The following is a 20339-nucleotide window of genomic DNA, read 5'->3' as shown; positions in this document are numbered from 1 at the left end:
AGCATAGTACCACTTGTCAGATATTTTCACCCAATCGTTTTCCGCCATAGCACCGTTACCTTTGACAAGGTAACCATCAACCATGGTATTACTGAGCATAATACCGTTTTTATCAAAGTAATACCAGACACCACCAATTTTTTTCCAGTTTACGACAGGCTGGTTATTCTCATAAAAACGCCAGTTTCCTTGCTCTTTTTTCCAACCTTCCTTGATAACGTCCTCTTTTTTTTCCTTTTTAGAAGGATCTTCCTCTTTTACAGTTGGCTCTTTCTTTGGCTCCACTTGGGGAACCTCTTTTTTCGGAGTAGCCTGAGGAACTTCTTTTTTGGGAGCAGCTTCTTCTTTTTTCTCGACTACATCTGTGGTCTGAGTTTTTTTCGTAACCTGAGATTCTTCAGCATATACAGATGTCTTTGCAAATCCTGCCATAGAAAGAACGACAGTACTTGCAAGTAGTATCTTCTTCATTTTATTCTCCTCAGTAGAAAACTATCTACACTATTACTATTTTATAAACCCTATTGTAACATAGTTAATAGACGGAAATATTACAAATTGATGAAGATTCTATTTCTTGTTGACGATAAGGAAGACCTAGCTTATCTCAGACTGGCTTTGACTTCTCGACGAAGTTCTTCTAAACTGCTAATTCCATATTTGTCCATGACTTTTGGCAGATTTTCGATGATGACAGGACAGGCATATGGATTGGTAAAGTTGGCTGTTCCTACTCCGATGGCAGAGGCACCAGCCAGATACATTTCCAAAGCAGCTTCAGCCGAATCCACTCCCCCCATTCCAATGATGGGAAGGTCTGTTGTTTGGGCGACTTGGCGGATCAGTTTGAGGGCTACTGGAAAGACTGCTGGGCCTGACATTCCTCCCGTTCCATTGGCTAAGATTGGTTTTCTAGTTTTGAGGTCAAAGCGCATACCGACAAGAGTATTGATCATAGTCAAGCCACTTGCCCCCGCATCTTCAGCGGCTTTAGCAATGGTAACAACATCCGTTACACTAGGGGTTAGCTTGACATAGACTGGTACATCAGAGGCTCCCACAGCTGCCTTGACCACTTCATAAGCTAGATCAGGGTCTTGCCCAATCAAAAGTCCATGATTGCCGTGATCCACATTAGGACAAGAGATATTGAGCTCGATAGCTTTTACATTAGTTGCCTTGGAAATTCCTTGAGAAACAGCAGCGTACTCTTGTTTTGAAAATCCTGCAACATTGGCGATAATGGGAAGCGTAGGATATTCTCTTTCCAGCCAAGGCAACTTTTCAGCTAAAACAACTTCTAAACCTGGATTTTGCAAACCGATTGCATTGAGCATACCAGCAGGTGTCTCTGCAACCCTTGGAGTAGGATTGCCAAAACGGGGTTCAAGTGTCGTCGCCTTGATCATAATGGAGCCTAAAAGGTCTAAATCATAGTACTTGGCATACTCCTGACCAAAACCAAAACAGCCTGATGCTGGTATGATGGGGTTTTTCAATTCCAAGCCCGGTAGAGAAACTTGTAAACGATTTGTAGTCATGACTTTCTCCTTATAACACAACTGTTCCTGTACGGAAAACAGGGCCATCTTCACAGACACGTTGGCTGACCGTCTCACTATCTGGCACTTTTAGTACGCAAGCATAGCAGGCCCCCATCCCGCAAGCCATACGAGATTCAAGAGATAGATAGGCTCTTGGGTGGTCATGAAATCTTTGATTGATATACTTCATCATTCCTGGAGCCCCACATGAGTAGACGGCGTCAAACTGATTTTCTAAATCATTGATGACCACTGACACATTTCCCTTGATACCATGAGAACCATCATCTGTCGTTACAAAGGTCTGACCATATTGGGCCAATTCCTTTTCCAAAATGACAGCATCCTTGTTAGCAAAACCGAGAACTGTTACTACTTTCACCCCACGCGCATGCAATTCTTTGGCTACCTCAAGCAAGGGTGGAACACCAATCCCTCCACCAACGAGGAGAACTTGGCTCTGCTCATCCAGATCAGACAAGTCAAAACCGTTCCCCTGAGGTCCCATCACATCAAGTGTATCACCCTGACTTAAGGTTGAAAAAATGGCGGTCCCAGACCCCTCTATCCGATAAATGAGATGACACTGCTTGTTTGCCTTGTCAATAGACGAAATTGAAATAGGACGGCGCAAGAGATGGGCATCATCAGGCACGCGCAGATGGAGAAATTGACCTGCTCGCATGGCTTCAACCATTTCCCCTTCTAGGACTAATTCAAAGATTGCTGGAGCGATTTCCTCCTGTGCAACCACCTTCATGCTTTCCAAACGAATCGCACCCAAACGCTTCTTACATGTGGGATTCATGATTTTCCTCCTTAAATTTTAAGGGGACCAGATAAAGAAAAGACCTTGCAATAGCAAGGTCTCAGTCAAGATAGGACAGAACTCATGCGCACACTTAAAAAGTCCCCACAGAGAGTCCCTTATCACTTTTATCTGACACCTTGTGAGTCTCTCTGGACTCCCCTTAAAGGTTAAATTTGTACTAGTATACTCTTTCGAGGAAAAAAAGTCAAGCAGAAAACGAACATTCTACTTGACTTTACTGGATCATTTTTCACGAATGACTTCGACCTTGTAGCCATCAGGATCCTTGACGAAGTAATAGTTTGGTTTGGTTCCTGGTAGGCCTTTTGGCTCTGTCACCTCATAGCCTTTCGCGCTATGTTCTTGATGAAGTGCCTCAAGGTCAGGTGTGCTGAGAGCGATATGGGCAAAGCCATCTCCTACCTCATAAGGGCCGTGATCATAGTTATAAGTCAACTCCAACTCGTAGTCATCACCATCAAGTCCTAGATAGACAATCGTGAAGGCATGGTCTGGGAAATTTCTGCGACGCAATTCTTTAAAACCAAAAGCATCTTGATAAAATGCGATTGATTTTTCAAGATTTTCTACTCGCAAGCAAGTGTGTAGCATTTTTGAAGCCATATTATTCTCCTTTATTTTTAAAAAGACTGGGACAATTCTGTACCAGTCTTATCAACTATTATTTACCAAGTTTTGCTTTAGCTGCATCTGCAAGAGCTGTGAAAGCTGCTGCATCGTTAACAGCCAAGTCAGCAAGCATTTTACGGTTAACTTCGATTTCAGCCAATTTCAAACCATGCATCAATTGTGAGTATGAAAGTCCGTTCAAACGGGCTGCCGCATTGATACGAGTGATCCACAATTTGCGGAAGTCACGTTTTTTCTGACGACGGTCACGGTATGCATAGTAGTAAGAGTTCATTACTTGTTCTTTTGCAGTACGGAACAAGATGTGTTTAGCTCCATAGTAACCTTTTGCTAATTTAAGAATACGTTTACGACGTTTGCGTGATACAACGCCACCTTTAACACGTGCCATGTTTTATTTCCTCCAAATATTTCCTAGAATTGTTTACTTACTGTTAGGCTATTATTTCAAGCGAGTAAGCATTGCTTTGATACGTTTGAAATCTCCTGAATGCACCATAGATGCTTTACGAAGATGACGACGTTGTTTCTTAGTTTTTCCGTGGAAACGGTGAGAAGTGTAAGCACGGAAACGTTTAAGTCCACCAGAACCTGTACGTTTGAAACGTTTAGCTGATGCGCGGTGTGTTTTTTGTTTTGGCATGATTTTTTCTCCTTTATTTAACTTTCTGACAATTATTTTTTGTCAGTTGCTGGCGCCAACTGCATGAACATTTGGCGTCCATCCATTTTAGCACGTTGTTCGATGATTGCAATATCTTGTGTTGCTTCAGCAAACTCGGCTAAAACTTTTGCACCAATTTCTTTATGGGTGATCATACGCCCTTTAAAGCGAATGGATACCTTAACTTTGTTCCCTTTTTCAAGGAACTTGCGAGCATTGCGAAGTTTCGTTTCGAAATCACCCTTATCGATAACTGGGCTCAGACGAACTTCTTTCACAGTAACAACACTTTGTTTTTTGCGTTGCTCTTTTTGTTTTTTCTGGTACTCAAATTTGAACTTACCGTAGTCCATAATTTTAGCAACAGGCGGTTTTGCTTGGGGTTGAATCAATACCAAGTCAACATTTGCACTATCAGCCAATGCTTGCGCTTCGCTGAGTGGCTTGATGCCTAGCTGTTCTCCCTCAAGACCGATCAAGCGAACTTCACGTACACGAATTTCATCATTGATGAATAAGTCTTGCTTTGCTATGGTTTTCACCTCTTTTTTATTATTAGAGAAAAACAAGAGCGGGCTCGTAATGATACAAGCCCGCACGTTATGATAGCGTTTCGTAGAAACTTTTCATCCGTAGGGCCAGGCAACTTGATGTCACAAGGCGAGAAGCTCTCACTTCTGCTTTTCTCAACTTTTATATGATACCAAGTTTTCTATCCCTTGTCAAGATAAAAAGTCATTTTTTCGAAAAACTTTCTGTTTTCTTCTTGATGTCCGCATCAAAAAGAGAGAACCTAGTTGGTTCCCTCCTTGTGTTAGTTTTGTCCTCACCTTCCCTATAGGAATGCTAAGACCTATTAAAACCTTCCTTTTTACGTGAACTTCCCCATCTTTCGATAAATAGAATCCCCACTAACAAAAGGATAATCAGGCAAGGAAGTAAGACCAGCCCCATGCTCCAATTTAGATTGACATTATCAATTTGCTTAGGTAATCTTCCAGACAAAATCTCCACTGAACGTAAGTAAGTAAAGGGAATCAGATGGGCAATACTCTGAAGAGGCTGGATCGTTTGGATACCAAACAATAAGCCAACAATCCCAATGAGGGAAAGAAAGAGGACAGGCATTTTTTGCTTGAAAAAGTAAGCAATCAAGTAGACGACTTCCACAACGACGATAAAGGCTAAGAAAGCTAATAGCAAGCTAGGAAATAACACATCTTGTATTTTTCCAATAGTTACCTCTTGATTGGTTAAGCTATAAATAGGGTATGGATAATCTAACTGTCCAAAACCACTTATCAGACTTCCCACTAGAAAAGAAAATCCACAGATTCCAATAAACAGCACGGTTACATAGCTCACCCCAACTCCAAGAGAGGACATGGCAAATGTCACTTTTGAAAAAGGATATAACTGAGCTGTATCGAGATTATTTTGATATCTTTCTGCAAACAGTTGTGTTAGCATAAAAATAATACCAATCACAAATAAGGTTGGGATGATAGTCTCTAAAATCCAGACAATCTGATCAATCCCGTGGGTCGGAAACTCCAAAGTATGTGCTTTTATGTTCAAGGGATACAGGGCTTGGTAAATCTTTCGTTCGCGGTCAACCGCCATTTTAAAGTCAGAGTCAGAAGTCGATTCCTTCGATACAATTTCATAACTCTTTTCCTCATCTTGCCACTGCAAATAGTAGGCTTCTTTCCAGCGTCCTTCTTTTAACAAAGCCAGAATTTCTTTCTTTTGAGTCAAAAGATTTTTTTGTATGTCTAAATTTTCTTTAGCAAACTGATATTCCTCCGAGCTGGTGTCAGACATTTGGGAAAGCTTCACTTCATTTTCATTGATGATTCTCTCATCTTTTACAAGACGGGTTTCCAACTCGCTCTCCAAGCTGTGTGAGTTTGCAGTCTGACTATTTAAATAAAAGGTAACACCGAGTACAGATGCAAATAAAAGTAAGACAATCCAGTTTAAACGACTTTTGAAAACTTTCTTTAATAAAAATAGGCTAATATCTTTCATAACGGAACCTCTTCTATCTGCCCCTGACGAATGGTTACGATGCTATCGCAAATCTCCATTAACTCCTCTTTGTAGTGGGAACTCAAAAGAACCAGCTGTTCTTTTCTATCGATTTGTGCCAGCCTATCAAAAAACTTCTGTCGATAATACTCATCTAAGCCATTTGTTATCTCATCCATGAGCCAGCATTTCGCCTGACTGAGGAAATACATAGCAATCACCAAGCGTTGCTTCATCCCTAAGGAATACTTGCGGATGGGAAGGTTGATATAGTCAGACATTTCCCAATAGGCGATTTCGTCCCCCAAGTTTAGGTCTGACTTCCAGATATTTTTTATGAGACAAAGGTAGTCCATCCCACTTAAGTTTCCATCCAGCCATTCAACGCTCTCATAATAAAACAAAGAAGGAGAGACTGTGATATGTCCACTATTAAGGGGAAGCAGCTTGCTAATAGCTCGGAACAGGGTCGTCTTTCCCGAGCCATTGATAGCAAGAAGGCCATAAATCCTACCCTTTTTAAAGGTGAAATCCGCATCTTGCAAGATGACTTGTCGCGTTTTTAAGGTAACATGAGTAAGAGTTATCATATCCAGCCCTCCTTTTTCTAACTCTTTAAGGATTGATAGTTCCCTGTCTAGTAGTTAATGACCTCATAGCGAACATAATATCAATCGGACCAACTTTATAGTCATCGTAGAGTAATAAGCAGATCATCTTGAAATGTTTACATATTTACGTCCGTGGTAATTCATACTAAACTTCCAAGCGGTAGTCCAATCATATCGATAACTTAGTGATTGTCACAGCAGATACGCTGGACTGAAAAAAACAATAGATGATAAACTGGCTAATAAAACGACTTTTGCTGATTTTTCATGTTTTCATTGCCTTTATATCATTACTATTGGAAACACTTTCATTATATCGTTTTTCTTGGTATTATGCAACAGATTTTCAGTTTATTTCACTAATATATAACATTATTTCTTCCTAACGAACGCTTTCTATTTGCCAACTATTCCATCCTTTAAAGCGAATGGCTCCTTGCTGATCTGTTCGGTAAATCTTACTCTTGATGGTTTCCAGTCGTTCCAAGGTTTCCTGATGAGGGAGTTTTGCACGATTGTTCTTGCCCACTGAGATGAGAGTAATCTCTGGTTTGAGTTTTTCTAGAAAAATTGGATTTGATGCTGTTTTAGCACCATGCTGCCCAGCTTTCAAGACATCCACCTCTAAGTTAGGATATTGCTTTAAAAGTTCCTTCTCTCCCTTCTCTTTCAAGTTTCCAGTGAAGAGAAAGTGCTTATCCAGAAGTTTTCCATAAAGAACTAGAGAATCCTCATTACCTCCATTTCCAATCTTCCTTGGAGATAGGACTTCTAAGTAACCGCCAAAAATCGGTAAATTCTCCCCTGCTGTCACACTGCGCACCTTGGTTTGGCTTGCTTCTAGTTCGGCTACAAATTCCTTCTGTGTCAAACTTCCTTTTGATACTAAAATCTCTCCGACATGGAAAGCCTTGGTCACCTCCAGCAAATCACCAACATGTTCCTTCTCTATGTTGGTCAAAATCAGCTGGTCAATCTTGGCTACTCCGCGACTTTTTAGATAGGGAATCAAGGTTCTCTGCGCATTGCTGGTTGTCGCCTTTTCTTGCCATTTTTCAATTTTCTTATCAGATTCTGCCTTACCGCCCACATCTATGAGAATGGTTTTCCCAGTTAAATCCCGTAGGAAAATACTTTCCCCCTGCCCCACATCCAGCATGGTGATTTCATTTTCCAGTGGATGCTTGGTCAAGAAAAAGAGCCCCACAATAAAGAGACTGAACCCTGCTAGTCTTTTGACATTTTCCCTAAAGTCATAGACCAAGGCCAATGAAACTAAGAGAAGAATCAAAAGCCATGCGTTGGGTTGTCCAAAGACCAAGGGCCTACTTGCCATCTGCGACACTAAGCGAATGATGCCCTCCAACCATTCAAAGATAAAGTTCATTTGAACTACTGGATAGAGAAAAGATAGGACAAATAAGATGGACAAGAGGGGCAAGAAGACCAAGTCAAACAGAAAGGAAAAGACAAAGGTTAAAAGAATGGACCAAGGCTGAAATTCTGCAAAATAGAAGGATAAAATGGGCAATATTCCCAAGGAAATGACTAGACTTTCTCTGGCAATAGCCTTAAGTCCCTCCCCTTCTTTACTGGTCATCGTCAAGATAAAGGCGTAGGCACAGGACAAGACACCTCCTGCCGTCAGGAAAAAGTTAGGCATGATGATAAAGAGGACAAGAACCGTCAAGGCAAAATTGTCCAAGCCCTTAACACCATGTTGGGCTAGTAACTGTTGCAAGAGACTACGAATGACCGAAGCCGAGAATCCTGTCAGACCTGCATAGAACAGAGAGAATGGATAAGCCAACCATTTCCACTTTTCTTTAGTTAAGCCCAATCGCAAGAGGAGTTTCTTAAAGGCATCCATAAAGAAGCCCACCTGCATACCCGACAAGGCAAAGAGATGGATAATCCCTAGACTAGAATAGAGCTCATTCATCTCCTCAAAGTCCGTATCCAAATGTCCTAGCAACAGCCCCGTCATGTAGTTCCGCATAGGATCTGGAAAGTGTGTCTTGATCCAAACTACAGCTTTTCGACGTAAACTGGATAGATTTTCTCCTATATCCCAACTGCGAACCTGTTTAAGTGACTGGATGCTCTTGATAGTCAGTGTCTGGTAAATCCCCTGAGTCTTCAGATAGGCTTGGTAGTCAAAGCCACCAAAATTCCTCTGACCTTCTGGCTCGGACAGTTTTCCTTCTAGTTCTATCTCATAAATATCTGTCAAGGCCTGAAATTGCTCTTTCTCCTCCTCGGACTGGAGTTTATAGTAAACTTGGAAAGTACGGCCGTCGGCCTTGCCATGAAAGGACAGACTATCTCCATTGACCTTAATGGTATCTGGTAAAATCCTCACCTTTTCAACATAAGCGACTAAGTCTTGACTATCTTGTGTCTGTTGCCAGTTTTGAAACAGAAACCAAAATCCAAAGGCTCCACAAATCGCTAGAACTTTGCCTGCAGATTTCCAAGGAAATTGAAAAAAGAGACAGATGAGTAGAAAAACAAAACCTAGTAAAGCAAGATAGGACGCTGAGAAAATGGCATAGTAAAGCCAAAGTAACAAAAAGCCCAGATAGATTAAGGGGATAGGAAGAGTCTTAATCCACTGTAACATAGTCTTTTAACTTTTCTATGGTCTTTGCACCAATACCAGAGACCTTCTTGAGTTCGTCTACCGACTTGAACTTGCCATTTGCCTCACGATGGTCGATAATGTCCTGAGCTCGTTTCCCTCCAAGTCCTTTGACCTGTTTGAGTTCTTCTAGGCTGGCCTTGTTGAGATTGACCTTCTTTTCTTTACTTGTCGAAGAAGGCGTTTCGGAGGCAGTCTGCTGACTAGCTACTTCTTCTCCCTTAGTTGGAACATAGACAAGAGCCTCGTCACTGACTTTCTGAGCGAGATTGAGCGACTTACTATCTGCTTCCTCTGTCAAGCCACCCGCCTTCTGAACAGCATCATGAACTCGACTGCCAAGAGGCAAATCGTAAATCCCTGGCGACTTAACAGCACCTTTGACATCCACTGTGATCAGATCCTGTTCAGGAGACTCTTCCTTTTCTTCCTTCTTCACTTCTTTTTCAGAAGATGAATCCTTTGAAACGGCTGCAACTTCAGCCTGCAAATTTGTTTCTTTCACAGGTGTTTGTGAAGTTGGCTTTAACAAGAAAAAGCCGCCTAAGGCCAGACCCAAACCTGCACAGATGACAATGATTTTATACTCTTTTATTTTCTCGATAATTGCTTCCATATTTTCTCCTCTCTTTAATTATTCGTAAGAGGAAGAAAAAACAGTCGAAAATTTCTTTTCAACTGCTTATTTATTTGCAAAATAGTCTTCCTTGGTCAAGGCATAATGAACTCTTGCGACGATTCGACCTGGTTCTTTTTTGTCCATTCTGGCATAAGGTTCTTCGTGGGAAAAACGCATACCTGATTTCTCCATGACCTTGCCAGATGCAGGATTATCCTTGTCGTGAAGGGCGGTCAACTTGTTCATTCCAATCTTCTCAAAAGCCAGCTCAATCACAGCTCGAGTGGCTTCTGTTGTCAATCCTTGCTTCCAATACTTTTTATTGATAATGTAGCCAATAGCTGCCTTTTTTAAGACTGTGTCAATCTTGTGCAGGTCAATGGTACCGATAAACTGACCACTGCTTTTTAGTTCGATCCCCCACCGTCCCAAGGGATTGGCCAAGTAGAACTGAGCAATATTATTTTTGGTTTCTTCCAAGCTTTGATTAGTTGGAAAAGTGTAGCGCGTATTTTCTCTGTCTGAGGCATATTCAAACATAGCTTCTGCATCATCCAAGGTTACAGGTCGGAGTAACAACCGCTCCGTTTCTATTGACGGATACTGAGAAAATTTCACAAATATTGATTCCATACTTTTTTCCTCCATTAAAGCTTGATTCCCACTAGTCTAGCACAAATACATTTTGATAACAAGTTTTTCTTGATTTTTGAAGCGGTTTCATATACAATAAAACCATCACATTTTTGATTTATGAAATGGAATGTGACAACTAAATAATCCCGTCAATTGAAAGGTAGGTTATCTCTATGTTAATTGGAATCCCAAAAGAAATTAAAAATAACGAAAACCGTGTCGCCCTCACACCTGCTGGTGTTCATAGCTTAGTTGGTCGTGGTCATCGTGTCCTTATCGAAACAAACGCTGGTCTCGGTTCTGGATTTACTGACGTTGACTATCAAAAGCAAGGAGCTGAGATTGTCGCTACTGCTGGTGAAGCTTGGGCAGCAGAGTTAGTCGTGAAAGTAAAAGAACCACTAGCTTCTGAATATGGTTACTTGCGTGACGATCTTCTCCTCTTCACCTATTTGCACATGGCCGCTGCTCCAGAATTAGCAGATGCTATGTTAGCAGCCAAAACAACAGGAATTGCCTATGAAACGGTCCGTGATAATCAAGGACAACTACCCCTCCTCGTTCCTATGAGTGAAGTTGCAGGTCGTATGGCTGTTCAAATTGGAGCTCACTTCCTTACCAAACAAGCTGGTGGCTCTGGTGTCCTACTTGGTGGTGTACCAGGTGTTCCAAAAGGAAAAGTAACCATCATCGGAGGCGGTGTCGTCGGGACACATGCTGCCCGCATCGCCCTTGGACTTGGTGCTCAAGTGACTATTTTAGATATCAGTGCTAAACGTCTCTCAGTCCTAGAGGAAGTCTTCGGAAACCAAATCCAAACTCTTATGTCCAATTCATTCAATATCGAAGCAAGCGTGAAAGATGCTGATGTGGTAATTGGAGCGGTTCTCATCCCTGGTGCCAAGGCACCAAAACTGGTAACAGATGAGATGGTCAAACAAATGCGCCCAGGATCTGTCATCGTTGACGTTGCTGTTGACCAAGGTGGCGTTATCGCAACAGCAGATCGTGTGACAACACACGATGAACCCGTCTATGAAAAACACGGTGTACTCCACTATGCTGTTGCCAACATCCCTGGCGCCGTAGCCCGTACTTCTACCATCGCCCTGACCAATGTCACCCTTCCTTACATTGAAGCCTTAGCAGGAAAAGGGTTTAAGAAGGCAATCACTGAAGATCAAGGCTTACGTGAAGGAGTTACAACTTATCAAGGTTACTTAACCAGCCTTCCAGTTGCCCAAGGGCTAGATAAAGAGAACACTTCGATTGATGAACTTGTCTAAAGACATCAACTAATTAACACAGATACGAGAAAGAGCAGTTTCATCTGAACTGCTCTTTTTTGCTATTCTGTCTCTTCCTTCTTTTCTTCATTTTTAACTGGAGCTGGTTCATAGGCCCGGATAATTTGAGCGACAACTGGATGACGAACCACATCCTTGGCTGAAAAATGAACAAAGTCAATTTGGTGAATGTCCTTGAGCTTTTCTTGGGCATCAATCAAACCGGACTTGACGTTACGCGGTAGGTCAATCTGACTAATATCTCCATTGACAATCATCTTAGAATTAAAACCTAAACGCGTCAAGAACATCTTCATCTGCATGATGGTCGTATTTTGCGCCTCATCAAGAATGACAAAGGCATCATCCAAAGTCCGTCCACGCATGTAGGCGAGGGGAGCGATTTCAATAATTTCTCGCTCCATGAGACGAGTCGTTTGGTCTTTACCGAGAATCTGATACAAGGCATCGTAAACAGGTCGAAGGTAAGGATCTACCTTCTCCTTGAGATCACCCGGAAGAAATCCAAGACTCTCGCCTGCTTCAACGGCTGGACGAGTAAGGATAATTCGCTTGACCTGCCCACGTTTGAGGGCTGTCACTGCCAAGGTCACTGCGAGAAAGGTCTTCCCTGTCCCTGCAGGTCCGATTCCAAAGGTCACATCATGCTGTTTGACACTGTCCACATAAAGCTTTTGACCCAGGGTTTTGACACGAATAGGCTTCCCTGTATTGTCCTTGATGATTTCTTCTTCGTAAAGGGCGACAAACTTGTCGATTTCATCGTTTTTGACCATGCTAATCGCAGTCACCACATCTGGTGTCCCAACCGTCATTCCACGATTCACCAAAACCATCAAGGCTTGGATAACTTGACGGGCTTCTTCACATGCTGCTTCTTCTCCCAAAACCTGCACAATCTCCGTACGGGCATGAATCACCACATCAAGCTCTTCTTCCATCAAACGAAGATGGCGTTCATTGGAACCAAAAAGATGAAACAGGTCATCTGGATGACTCAGTTGAATGTCTATTGAATGTTCCTGCAAATAAAGAACCTCTCTAATCCTTTTATTTCTTTTTATTATAGCAAAGAGAACAATAAAATACTAGCCTCATCTCATTGTCTCTAGTGTTCTAAGTATTCTTGCCAGATAGCGTCAAAATCTCCTAGATTGAAAGAGAAGCTAGCATGCTCCTCCAAAAAGCGACTCACCTCATCAAAATCATCCGTGTGTTTTGGAAAGGCCGACTCTTCAAAAGCGAGGTCTGCCAAGATAGCCTTGGGACTATTACTTTTAGGATTGCGCTCGGTCATGAGCCAAGTGTAAAATGATTTTCTCAATTCTTTCTCCTATCAAGACTTTTTTGATGAAACTTTTCTGATTTTTGAAAATTACTGGACTTAGCCTCTGACACATAGTAGTTTATAAAATCTGTTTTAGCAGCTGTATAGGCATCACGATTGTGTTCAAATTTTTTCCATAAATTCAGTTTTAATTCCTGATACGCTCGGGCGATATCTGGATGCTGACAGAGATAATCTCTAAAATAAATCTCATCATGATCTCCCGTCATTCGCAAATGTAGATGAAAAACTTTCTCGGCAAATCCCTGACCTGTATAGCCTTTATTTAGCGAAATCCTGTTAGAACTCTCTGACATCACTAGCCAACCATTCTTCACCAATAAATCCCTAACTCTTGCTAAATCCTCTATTTTGCCTACTTCTAATAGAATATCAACGATGTTCTTGGCCCAAATATTAGAGATAGCAGTGCTACCGATATGTTCTATTCTTTTAATGACATTTTCACCCAGTATTTTTTTCAGATTTGCTTTTTCCGATTCATACCAGTCTTTCCACTCTGATTTATGCTCTACCAGAAAAATAGGAAAAAGTTGCCAGAGTTCCTCTAAACTCATTTCTTCAAGTTTCTTTATCATATCTAGTAAGGTCTAAATCAACTCTGTACCAAACTGGTCTTGCTTGATTTTGCCAGCCTTCATCAAGCCACCGAGTGCTTTCTTGAACTGACCTTTAGAGATACCAAAGGTTGCCTTGATGTCCTCAGGAGATGACTTATCATTCAAGGTCATGAAACCACCATTGCTTTCCAAGTAGGTCAAAATCATCTGGGCATCATTTTCCAACATTTCAAAGGAACGTGGTTTGAGGGATAGGTTCAAGGTACGGTCCACTTCACGGAAACCGATAACACGCGCATCTAGCACTTGTCCCAAACGTGGCTCTGCGTAGCGCTCACTTGGGTGAATGAAACCAAGCATGTTATTCTCTGGTAGGTAAACAAATGTTCCTGACAGCTTGAGTCGATAAACAATGGCTGGCCAGTTTTGGTTCTGCATGTTGTTGTAAGCAGGACGAGCCAGACGTTGGAAGTCTTCCTGATAAGCCAAGAGGCCCCAGATGCGGTCTTTCTTGTCCACTTCAAGACGGATGTAAAGTTTGTCACCCTTCTTAGGCCAGAGTTCTTTGAGCTCAGGGAGGATATCGAGTGACACAACGATTTCCTTATCAGGTAGACCGGTATCGACAAAGACACCCAAGTCCTTACGAACTTCTGTTACGGTTCCCCAACCAAATTGGTCCTGAGTGGCAGTCACTTCTAAGGTTGTCAGACGGAGTTTTTGCTTCATATCCGTGTAGGCAAAACCTTTGACCGTATCCCCTACTGTATGTTGGTCTTCTTCCTTGGCAAGGGCGTAAGTCTGACCATCCTTTTGCACAAAGTAAAAACGGTCATTTTCATCGATGATGAGTCCAACGATAAAACTTGCAAGATTTGTATTCATATTTCCTTCTTTCGAATAAAACTCAGCCAGCAATGCCAACTGAGTTTTTCTGTTTATTTTTAGACTTCCAAGAGTTCTTTTTCTTTGTTGGCAGTCATGTCGTCGATGTGTTTGACAGCATCGTCTGTTACTTTTTGAATATCTTTTTCAAGAGTCTTCAATTCGTCTTCAGTGATTTCTTTTGCTTTTTCTTGTTTCTTAGCTTCGTCCATAGCATCACGACGGATATTACGAACAGCTACTTTGGCATTTTCACCGACCTTCTTCACTTCTTTAGCAAGGTCTCGACGAGTTTCCTCTGTCAAAGCTGGGATAACCAAGCGGATCACAGAGCCGTCATTAGCTGGTGTGATACCAAGATCAGAAGCATTCAAGGCACGTTCAATGTCTTTCAATGAAGACTTGTCGAATGGTGTTACCAACAAAACACGAGCTTCTGGAATGGTGATAGAAGCGATTTGGTTAAGAGGAGTTTCTACTCCGTAGTATTCCACATGTACACGGTCCAGCAAGCTTGCGTTGGCACGACCAGCACGGATACCACCAAATTCACGAGCAAGCGAATGGTGGGACTGGGTCATTCTCTCTTTTGCTTTTTCAACAATTGCGTTAGCCATAATCTTTCTTATTCCTTTTCTTCGATATTGTTTGAAACTGTTGTTCCGATATTTTCACCAAATACGACACGTTTGATGTTGCCTGGTTGGTTCATGTTAAAGACAACCAAGTCAATGTCGTTATCCATTGAGAGGGTTGAAGCAGTTGAGTCCATAATACGAAGACCTTTATTGATAACATCACGGTGGGTCAATTCTTCAAACTTAACGGCTGTCTTGTCTTTCTTAGGATCGGCATTGTAAACACCATCGACACCATTTTTAGCCATAAGAATGGCATCTGCTTCGATTTCAGCTGCACGAAGAGCCGCTGTTGTATCTGTTGAGAAGTAAGGTGAACCAATTCCGGCACCAAAGATAACGATACGACCTTTTTCAAGGTGGCGAAGGGCACGTCCACGTACGTAAGGTTCTGCAACTTGTTGCATAGCAATGGCAGTTTGCACTCGCGTATCAACACCAACTTGTTGCAATGAATCTGCCATCACAAGAGCATTCATAACGGTCCCAAGCATTCCAGTGTAATCTGCCTGAACACGGTCCATTCCTGCTTCTGCAGCAGGTTCTCCACGCCAGAGATTTCCTCCACCAATTACAAGGGCAATTTCGATCCCTAGACTATGAACTTCTTGAATCTCTTTTGCAATTTTTTGAACTGTTTGGATATCAATCCCTACGCCACGTTCACCAGCAAGGGCTTCACCTGATAACTTGATTAAAATACGTTTATACTTGGGGTTCGCCATTTTTACTCTCCTTTTTTCATCCTACCTATTTTATCATAATTTCTAAGATTTTTATAGTACCATGAGCAATTCTTTGAAAAAAATTAGACAGTTAAAAATTCCTCTAAGTCAGCAAGAGCACGCTCTGCAATTTTTTCATAACGAGTCTTCTTATCACGGATACGCTCTCCTTCCAACTCCTTGATAATCCCAAAATTGACATTCATCGGTTGGAAATGCTTGCTGTCAGCATGAGTGATGTAATGAGCTAGACTTCCGATAGCTGTTGTTTCTGGGAAAATTGCCTCACTTTCTCCCTTAAAAAGACGAGCGGCGTTAATACCTGCAACTAAGCCTGACGCTGCTGACTCGACATAGCCTTCCACACCCGTCATCTGGCCAGCAAAGAAGAGGTTTGGCTGTTTCTTAGAACGATAGGTCTGCTCAAGAAGATTTGGTGAATCCATGTAAGAATTGCGGTGCATGACCCCATAACGGACAAACTCCGCATTTTCAAGACCAGGAATCATTTGGAAGACTCGCTTTTGTTCTCCCCATTTGAGGTGGGTCTGGAACCCAACGATATTGTAGAGACTACCAGCCGCGTTGTCCTGACGGAGTTGGACAACCGCATAAGGTGTTTTAAAGTCACCATCACGAGGCCCATTATAGTCTTCTGGATACTCCAGACCAACTGGTTTCATAGGACCATAAAGCATGGTTTTAATACCACGTTTTGCCATGACTTCGATAGGCATACAACCTTCAAAGTACTTTTCTTTTTCAAAAGAATTGAGAGGAGCTTCTTCCGCATGAACCAAGGCTTCATGGAAATCCATAAACTCTTGTTTGGTCATAGGAGCGTTGAGATAGGCCGCTTCTCCCTTATCATAACGGGACTTGAGATAAACCTTACTCATATCAATGGTGTTGACATCGATGATAGGTGCCGCCGCATCGTAGAAATAGAAGCCATCGCCGCCATTAAGGGCATGAATCTTTTCAGCTAGGGCGTCGCTGGTCAAAGGACCAGTAGCGACAACCGTAATAACATCTGTCGGTAATTCTGTAATTTCATCACGCACCACCTCAATCAAGGGATGGTTGGCTACTTTCTCGGTCACCATTTGAGAGAAACCGTCACGATCCACTGCAAGAGCTCCTCCTGCAGGAACACGAGTAGCCTCAGCAGATTCCAAGATGACCGAACCCAGGCGACGCATTTCTTCCTTGAGGAGCCCTACAGCATTTGTCAGAGCATCGCCACGTAAGGAATTAGAACAAACTAACTCTGCAAAATTGTCTGTTTTGTGCTGAGGTGTTGACTTGACACCACGCATTTCATAGAGTTTAACTGGAATACCACGCTCTGCAATTTGGTAGGCTGCTTCAGAACCTGCTAAACCAGCACCGATAACATTGATATAAGATTGAGACATAAGACTTTTTTACCATTATGAGAGTAAAATCCGAAGAGAACAATTCGCTCCTCCTTTTCTTAGCTATTAGTAACAGCCTCCCATAAGCTTTCTATAGATAATCACTCCTACTAGTATAACAAAAAAAGGGAAGAAGGCAAACTTCCCTGTTTATACTCAATGAAAATCAAAGAGCAAACTAGAAAACTAGCCGCAGGCTGTACTTGAGTACGGCAAGGCGACGTTGACGCGGTTTGAAGAGATTTTCAAAGAGTATTAGTCATTTTCTTGATTTTCTTCCCAATCGTGATAGGCCGCGTAGAGTTGACTTTTATTCCACTGGTAGAGTTTCGCAACTTCCTTAATAGCTTGATTTTTCTTCATACCTTGCTGGATACGAGCTTGGATTTCTAAAAACAGGTCTTCCTCGTCTTTCTCCTCAACATCCTGACTGGCACCCTCAACGATGAGAAGGCACTCGCCCTTGAGCGGCGTTTCAGCCATGCTTTCAAGCAATTCAGAGATCTTTCCTCGTTGGTATTCTTCATAGATTTTGGTTAATTCTCGAACCAAGACCACCGAACGATCTCCGTAGACTTCTAGCATATTTTCTAATGTATCTGCCACACGATGGGGCGATTCGTAAAAAATCTGAGTTTCAGGATAGTCTTTTTTTGAGTCGAAAAATTGCTTTTGCTGGCCTGATTTTCTCGGTAAAAAGCCATAAAAGATATGTGGCTGTGGCGCTAAACCACTGGCAATCAAGGCTGAAATCCCAGCACTGGCACCTGGAACTGTGACAACTGCAATCTCTTCCTTGATGGCTGCCTTAACCAAATCATGACCAGGGTCTGAAATGCTAGGCAGACCCGCATCAGAAACCTGAGCAATACTTTGCCCCGCCTTCAGGAAACCAATCAAATCAGGAATTTTTTCCTTGGCATTATGCTCATGAAAACTGATCTGCTTGGTTTGAATATCAAAATGCTTGAGCAAAAGACCAGTATTGCGCGTGTCCTCAGCAGCAATCCAGTCCACTTCTTTCAAGGTCTGGATAGCTCGTAAGGTCATGTCATCTAGATTGCCGATTGGCGTTGCTACTAGGTAAAGTTTGCCATAGGGAGACTGCCCCTTAAAACTTTTTTGAATCTGCATGCCTACTCCCTATACAACAACTCGTCACAGAACATACATTCCTCGTCCTGCTCTCGGCGTTGTCCATAAAAATCATTGCATACGTGAAACCCATCTTTATAGATTCGTCGGACGCTTTCACGAACATGCTTTGCCTTGACGGGAGCATCTGCTTCTACCTCACCCAAACGTTCTCGCAACTTACTATTTTCCAAACGAAGAGCTGTATTTTCCTCTACCAGGCTCTTGAGATTTTTCTTGATGGCTTCCACATCGGCCAAGGTCACTAATAACTGTTGGGAAAAATCATCCAGCGCATCAAATAATTCTTTCTTATCCATAAACCAGCCCTTTCCTTTCTTTATCCTTCATTGAGTTTATATTTCTTTCAAGACCAGATATTCCATGGCATTTTGAAAGCTGACATTAGCCTGCCACATTTTTCTAGCTTCTAGCAAATCTTGTAAAATCTGTCGGATCCTTGCTTGCAAGAGTTCCTGTCCACAGAGGACTTCAAAAATCCGTAAAACCTGATCTTGTTTTTCCTTGTCATCCGCCAAGTTGGCTAATTTAGCAACTTGCAGATAACTTTCTTTTTTCTTAGCTAATAACCAGGTCAGCAGGCGTTCGCTTTCATCCACCAAGGTCCAAAAACTTGCCTGATTGGCCAACTTTTCTGCTTCAGCTCGCGATTGACTAAACTGGGCTAAAAGAGTCGCTTTTTTCTTGACTAGACCAGCTTGCTCTAATTGATGGATGAGCTTTTCTTCCTGCTTTTTAAAGTGGAAAATCTGGGTCCGACTACGGATGGTTGGTAAAATCTTTTCCTCATCGCTGGTTAAAAAGAAAATGTAAACTTCACTCTGGGGTTCTTCGATAACCTTGAGCAGAGAATTGGCCGCGTTGGGATGCATTTTTTCCGCCTGCTCGATGATAAAGACCTGTTGTTGGCTTTCAATCCCTGCTTGGGAAAACTGACCCACCAATTCTCGAATGCGTTCTGTCTTGATGACCTGATTAACAGGCTTAATCAAGGTAACATCGGGAAATTCGTCCATCTCAATCAGCTTACAATTTCGGCATTTCTCACATGGTAAAACGCCTACCTTATCCCTACAAAAGAGGCTCTTAGCCAAAAATTGCGCCATTTCCAAACTTCCAAAGAAACCTGAAAAAAGGTAAGCGTGATTGAGCTGCCCTTGTTCTAGGATACGGACAAAGCGGTCAAACTGGTCTGGTTGCCAAACCTTTAGCTGATCTTGTTTCATTTGGCTAATCCCATTCTATCAAACAAGACTGTCTTGGTAGTTTCCACAACTTGTTCCAAAGGAAGACTGGCATCAATCTTGGCAATACGATTTCTTTCTTTTTCCAAAAGAGAGAGGTAGCCTTGACGGACTTTTTTGTGCAAGTCCAAACCTTCCAAGTCCAAACGATTGACCTCGCGATCACTATTGGCAGCTATACGAGCCAGTCCTTCTTCTACCTCAATGTCAAAATAGAGTGTCAAGTCGGGTTTGAGGCCATCTGTCGCAAAGTGATTGAGCCAATCTATGGCATCAATATCCAAGCCACGGCCAAATCCCTGATAAGCAACGGAACTATCTATGAAACGATCCATGATGACCAACTTACCAGCTTGAAGGGCTGGGAGAACTTTTTCCACCAAGTGCTGTCTGCGACTGGCGATATAGAGAAGGAGTTCTGTCTTAGCATCCATCTGAGTATGACTTGGATCCAAAATCACTTGGCGAATCTGCTCCCCAATCAAGACTCCACCTGGCTCACGGGTCGTCAGCACCTCTACTCCTTTTTCCTCTAAAATTGGGAGCAGAGCCTCTAAAACGCTGGTCTTTCCTGCTCCCTCTGGTCCCTCAAGAGAGACTAAAAATCCTTTTGACATGTCTAACTCATTTCTTTTTTTCTACCTTCTATTCTATCAAAAAAATAGGTTTTTGTGACAATCTTTTTGTTTCTTCTCCATTCAATCGACCATAAAAGAGGCTGGGAGTCATCCAACCTCTTATTTACCTAATTCTTGTGTTCGTTTGTAGGCTTGATGAACTGCGTTCATGACTGTGCCTCTAAAGGCATGTTCTTCCAGACTTGCTACACCCGCGATAGTCGAACCGCCTGG

At 42.3% G+C, this 20339-nt stretch carries 24 protein-coding genes, 1 pseudogene and 1 other annotated feature; of the genes and pseudogenes, 1 reads left to right on the top strand and 24 read right to left on the bottom strand.

The genetic code is table 11. The features are described 5' to 3' along the window. The 12 genes and pseudogenes from HMPREF9184_RS09930 to HMPREF9184_RS05050 all read right to left on the bottom strand — a co-directional run. A pseudogene (locus HMPREF9184_RS09930) lies at positions 1-471 on the bottom strand (glucosaminidase domain-containing protein); the annotation flags it as partial. A 131-nt stretch (positions 472-602) separates the two neighbouring features. Continuing rightward, positions 603-1589: a dihydroorotate dehydrogenase gene (locus HMPREF9184_RS05100; protein WP_009444227.1), complete on the bottom strand. Its 987-nt coding sequence runs from the start codon at positions 1587-1589 to the stop codon at positions 603-605. Next, positions 1552-2352 carry a dihydroorotate dehydrogenase electron transfer subunit gene (locus HMPREF9184_RS05095; protein ID WP_001070071.1) on the bottom strand — a complete coding sequence of 267 codons (801 nt, stop codon included), beginning with the start codon at positions 2350-2352 and terminating at the stop codon, positions 1552-1554. The genes HMPREF9184_RS05100 and HMPREF9184_RS05095 overlap by 38 nt, the downstream gene beginning before the upstream one ends. Before the next feature lie 246 nt (positions 2353-2598). Continuing rightward, entirely contained in the window at positions 2599-2979 is a 381-nt protein-coding gene (gene gloA / locus HMPREF9184_RS05090; protein WP_000157161.1) for a lactoylglutathione lyase, read from the bottom strand. 58 nt (positions 2980-3037) lie between these two features. Beyond that, complete coding sequence (rplT, locus tag HMPREF9184_RS05085) at positions 3038-3397, bottom strand: 50S ribosomal protein L20 (protein ID WP_000124830.1); 360 nt, start codon at positions 3395-3397, stop codon at positions 3038-3040. A gap of 51 nt (positions 3398-3448) precedes the next feature. Next, positions 3449-3649 carry a 50S ribosomal protein L35 gene (gene rpmI, locus HMPREF9184_RS05080; protein ID WP_001125942.1) on the bottom strand — a complete coding sequence of 67 codons (201 nt, stop codon included), beginning with the start codon at positions 3647-3649 and terminating at the stop codon, positions 3449-3451. Positions 3650-3681: 32 nt separating this feature from the next. Next, entirely contained in the window at positions 3682-4212 is a 531-nt protein-coding gene (infC, locus tag HMPREF9184_RS05075; RefSeq protein WP_007521573.1) for a translation initiation factor IF-3, read from the bottom strand. A 15-nt stretch (positions 4213-4227) separates the two neighbouring features. Next, positions 4228-4359 (bottom strand) — a sequence feature (ribosomal protein L20 leader region). 157 nt (positions 4360-4516) lie between these two features. Then, positions 4517-5701: a hypothetical protein gene (locus tag HMPREF9184_RS05070; protein ID WP_000652067.1), complete on the bottom strand. Its 1185-nt coding sequence runs from the start codon at positions 5699-5701 to the stop codon at positions 4517-4519. Further along, on the bottom strand, positions 5698-6291 hold the full coding sequence (locus HMPREF9184_RS05065) for an ATP-binding cassette domain-containing protein (protein ID WP_000631883.1): 594 nt from the start codon (positions 6289-6291) through the stop codon (positions 5698-5700). The genes HMPREF9184_RS05070 and HMPREF9184_RS05065 overlap by 4 nt, the downstream gene beginning before the upstream one ends. A 403-nt stretch (positions 6292-6694) precedes the next feature. Next, the gene (locus HMPREF9184_RS05060; protein WP_000942441.1) at positions 6695-8935 is read right to left on the bottom strand and encodes a DNA internalization-related competence protein ComEC/Rec2; all 2241 of its coding nucleotides are present in this window, start codon (positions 8933-8935) and stop codon (positions 6695-6697) included. Beyond that, a complete protein-coding gene (locus HMPREF9184_RS05055) occupies positions 8919-9569 on the bottom strand; it encodes a helix-hairpin-helix domain-containing protein (protein WP_000387313.1) in 651 nt (216 codons plus the stop codon). Before HMPREF9184_RS05055 ends, HMPREF9184_RS05060 begins: the two co-directional genes overlap by 17 nt. A 66-nt stretch (positions 9570-9635) precedes the next feature. Next, positions 9636-10205: a GNAT family N-acetyltransferase gene (locus HMPREF9184_RS05050; protein WP_000443768.1), complete on the bottom strand. Its 570-nt coding sequence runs from the start codon at positions 10203-10205 to the stop codon at positions 9636-9638. 176 nt (positions 10206-10381) lie between these two features. On the opposite strand from HMPREF9184_RS05050, the gene ald reads away from it, so the two are divergent. Continuing rightward, a complete protein-coding gene (gene ald, locus HMPREF9184_RS05045; RefSeq protein WP_000904693.1) occupies positions 10382-11494 on the top strand; it encodes an alanine dehydrogenase in 1113 nt (370 codons plus the stop codon). Between the two features lie 62 nt (positions 11495-11556). Here ald and HMPREF9184_RS05040 read toward each other — a convergent pair whose 3' ends face one another. The 12 genes from HMPREF9184_RS05040 to HMPREF9184_RS09660 all read right to left on the bottom strand — a co-directional run. Beyond that, positions 11557-12543: a PhoH family protein gene (locus HMPREF9184_RS05040; protein ID WP_001155300.1), complete on the bottom strand. Its 987-nt coding sequence runs from the start codon at positions 12541-12543 to the stop codon at positions 11557-11559. Positions 12544-12623: 80 nt separating this feature from the next. Next, entirely contained in the window at positions 12624-12839 is a 216-nt protein-coding gene (locus HMPREF9184_RS05035; protein ID WP_001232084.1) for a YozE family protein, read from the bottom strand. Beyond that, positions 12836-13441: a GrpB family protein gene (locus HMPREF9184_RS05030; protein ID WP_009444223.1), complete on the bottom strand. Its 606-nt coding sequence runs from the start codon at positions 13439-13441 to the stop codon at positions 12836-12838. Before HMPREF9184_RS05030 ends, HMPREF9184_RS05035 begins: the two co-directional genes overlap by 4 nt. A 12-nt stretch (positions 13442-13453) precedes the next feature. Then, positions 13454-14308: an RNA-binding virulence regulatory protein CvfB gene (gene cvfB / locus HMPREF9184_RS05025; RefSeq protein WP_001095428.1), complete on the bottom strand. Its 855-nt coding sequence runs from the start codon at positions 14306-14308 to the stop codon at positions 13454-13456. 59 nt (positions 14309-14367) lie between these two features. After that, entirely contained in the window at positions 14368-14925 is a 558-nt protein-coding gene (frr, locus tag HMPREF9184_RS05020) for a ribosome recycling factor (RefSeq protein WP_001262231.1), read from the bottom strand. 8 nt (positions 14926-14933) lie between these two features. Next, positions 14934-15671 (bottom strand): UMP kinase, encoded by a 738-nt coding sequence (gene pyrH, locus HMPREF9184_RS05015; RefSeq protein ID WP_000002989.1) that lies wholly within the window; start codon positions 15669-15671, stop codon positions 14934-14936. Positions 15672-15754: 83 nt separating this feature from the next. Then, positions 15755-17089, bottom strand: a complete 1335-nt coding sequence (gene trmFO, locus HMPREF9184_RS05010; RefSeq protein ID WP_000083715.1) for a methylenetetrahydrofolate--tRNA-(uracil(54)-C(5))-methyltransferase (FADH(2)-oxidizing) TrmFO — start codon at positions 17087-17089, stop codon at positions 15755-15757. A gap of 255 nt (positions 17090-17344) precedes the next feature. After that, the gene (gene rsmI, locus HMPREF9184_RS05005) at positions 17345-18223 is read right to left on the bottom strand and encodes a 16S rRNA (cytidine(1402)-2'-O)-methyltransferase (RefSeq protein ID WP_001166901.1); all 879 of its coding nucleotides are present in this window, start codon (positions 18221-18223) and stop codon (positions 17345-17347) included. A gap of 2 nt (positions 18224-18225) precedes the next feature. Continuing rightward, complete coding sequence (gene yabA / locus HMPREF9184_RS05000; protein ID WP_000358227.1) at positions 18226-18543, bottom strand: DNA replication initiation control protein YabA; 318 nt, start codon at positions 18541-18543, stop codon at positions 18226-18228. Positions 18544-18579: 36 nt separating this feature from the next. Further along, positions 18580-19470 carry a DNA polymerase III subunit delta' gene (locus HMPREF9184_RS04995; protein ID WP_000806737.1) on the bottom strand — a complete coding sequence of 297 codons (891 nt, stop codon included), beginning with the start codon at positions 19468-19470 and terminating at the stop codon, positions 18580-18582. Beyond that, positions 19467-20105, bottom strand: coding sequence for a dTMP kinase (gene tmk / locus HMPREF9184_RS04990; RefSeq protein WP_000033384.1), 639 nt, complete (start codon positions 20103-20105; stop codon positions 19467-19469). The genes HMPREF9184_RS04995 and tmk overlap by 4 nt, the downstream gene beginning before the upstream one ends. A gap of 120 nt (positions 20106-20225) precedes the next feature. Continuing rightward, positions 20226-20339, bottom strand: a 114-nt coding sequence (locus HMPREF9184_RS09660) for a pyrroline-5-carboxylate reductase dimerization domain-containing protein (protein ID WP_033585955.1), incomplete at its 5' end; no start/stop codon positions are given.

This window comes from Streptococcus sp. oral taxon 058 str. F0407 (assembly GCF_000235485.1).
Lineage (GTDB): Bacteria > Bacillota > Bacilli > Lactobacillales > Streptococcaceae > Streptococcus.
This window is presented reverse-complemented; position numbering and strand designations above follow the sequence as displayed.

Coding starts and splice junctions, on each gene's coding strand:
- HMPREF9184_RS05100 (WP_009444227.1), bottom strand. CDS start 1,589: ATGGCCCTGTTTTCCGTACAGGAACAGTTGTGTTATAAGGAGAAAGTC.
- HMPREF9184_RS05095 (WP_001070071.1), bottom strand. CDS start 2,352: ATGAATCCCACATGTAAGAAGCGTTTGGGTGCGATTCGTTTGGAAAGC.
- gloA (WP_000157161.1), bottom strand. CDS start 2,979: ATGGCTTCAAAAATGCTACACACTTGCTTGCGAGTAGAAAATCTTGAA.
- rplT (WP_000124830.1), bottom strand. CDS start 3,397: ATGGCACGTGTTAAAGGTGGCGTTGTATCACGCAAACGTCGTAAACGT.
- rpmI (WP_001125942.1), bottom strand. CDS start 3,649: ATGCCAAAACAAAAAACACACCGCGCATCAGCTAAACGTTTCAAACGT.
- HMPREF9184_RS05070 (WP_000652067.1), bottom strand. CDS start 5,701: ATGAAAGATATTAGCCTATTTTTATTAAAGAAAGTTTTCAAAAGTCGT.
- HMPREF9184_RS05065 (WP_000631883.1), bottom strand. CDS start 6,291: ATGATAACTCTTACTCATGTTACCTTAAAAACGCGACAAGTCATCTTG.
- HMPREF9184_RS05060 (WP_000942441.1), bottom strand. CDS start 8,935: ATGTTACAGTGGATTAAGACTCTTCCTATCCCCTTAATCTATCTGGGC.
- HMPREF9184_RS05055 (WP_000387313.1), bottom strand. CDS start 9,569: ATGGAAGCAATTATCGAGAAAATAAAAGAGTATAAAATCATTGTCATC.
- HMPREF9184_RS05050 (WP_000443768.1), bottom strand. CDS start 10,205: ATGGAATCAATATTTGTGAAATTTTCTCAGTATCCGTCAATAGAAACG.
- ald (WP_000904693.1), top strand. CDS start 10,382: ATGTTAATTGGAATCCCAAAAGAAATTAAAAATAACGAAAACCGTGTC.
- HMPREF9184_RS05030 (WP_009444223.1), bottom strand. CDS start 13,441: ATGATAAAGAAACTTGAAGAAATGAGTTTAGAGGAACTCTGGCAACTT.
- cvfB (WP_001095428.1), bottom strand. CDS start 14,308: ATGAATACAAATCTTGCAAGTTTTATCGTTGGACTCATCATCGATGAA.
- frr (WP_001262231.1), bottom strand. CDS start 14,925: ATGGCTAACGCAATTGTTGAAAAAGCAAAAGAGAGAATGACCCAGTCC.
- pyrH (WP_000002989.1), bottom strand. CDS start 15,671: ATGGCGAACCCCAAGTATAAACGTATTTTAATCAAGTTATCAGGTGAA.
- trmFO (WP_000083715.1), bottom strand. CDS start 17,089: ATGTCTCAATCTTATATCAATGTTATCGGTGCTGGTTTAGCAGGTTCT.
- rsmI (WP_001166901.1), bottom strand. CDS start 18,223: ATGCAGATTCAAAAAAGTTTTAAGGGGCAGTCTCCCTATGGCAAACTT.
- yabA (WP_000358227.1), bottom strand. CDS start 18,543: ATGGATAAGAAAGAATTATTTGATGCGCTGGATGATTTTTCCCAACAG.
- HMPREF9184_RS04995 (WP_000806737.1), bottom strand. CDS start 19,470: ATGAAACAAGATCAGCTAAAGGTTTGGCAACCAGACCAGTTTGACCGC.
- tmk (WP_000033384.1), bottom strand. CDS start 20,105: ATGTCAAAAGGATTTTTAGTCTCTCTTGAGGGACCAGAGGGAGCAGGA.